Origin of the sequence: Drancourtella sp. An12 (genome assembly GCF_002160935.1) — a bacterium.
Taxonomy (GTDB): domain Bacteria; phylum Bacillota; class Clostridia; order Lachnospirales; family Lachnospiraceae; genus Sellimonas; species Sellimonas catena.
Map to the genome: position 1 here is coordinate 1 of NZ_NFLO01000049.1, position 683 is coordinate 683.

2 rRNA genes are annotated in these 683 nt (G+C 47.6%); both read right to left on the minus strand.

The annotated features are described in order from the left end of the window. Positions 1–422: 422 nt before the first annotated feature. A 5S ribosomal RNA gene (gene rrf / locus B5E64_RS17715) occupies positions 423–541 on the minus strand. 63 nt (positions 542–604) lie between these two features. Continuing rightward, positions 605–683 (minus strand): 16S ribosomal RNA (locus tag B5E64_RS17720); the annotation flags it as partial.

Below are 683 nucleotides of genomic sequence, written 5' to 3' on the forward strand. Positions count from 1 at the left end.
TGATTCGGAATGCGGTTTCGAAAGACGGGATAACGAGAGGCTTCGCCTCGAGTTATTTAAATCTTTCACGGAGCATTCCGTAATCTCACATACCTAGCGTGATATGTGTTGGTCGATAGTGCAGATCTTTTGATCTGCCGTTGTTCTCAATAATGTGTTCACATTACCTCGGATGTCTTGATATTTCTATTTGTGTTCTTATATGCGGTTTTCAAGGTACACTACACAATCAATCAAAAACGGCGTTGAAAGCTCGCTTTCATAAGACGGTTTTGAATTGATTGGTTTGCGTGCCTGCACGCGACCGAGCAGCCTGGCTGCGAGGTGTAGTGTCGACACTTCTGACTGATTTTTTATCAGTCATATGAAATCTGAAGTTTTCTTCAAACCTCATATCACAGATAACATTTTTCTTTTTTTGGAGCTGGCGGCCACCTGCTCTCCCACACCGTCTCCAGTGCAGTACCATCGGCCGTCTGGGGCTTAACCATCGTGTTCGGGATGGGTACGGGTGTTTCCCCCCAGGCGCATCACCACCAGCGAAGCTTGAGTGCTCCTCTTCGATCACTCAACAATAGACAACGTCCCTTACTTCTTCCCTTAGAAAGGAGGTGATCCAGCCGCACCTTCCGATACGGCTACCTTGTTACGACTTCACCCCAGTTATCCGTCCCGCCTTCGAC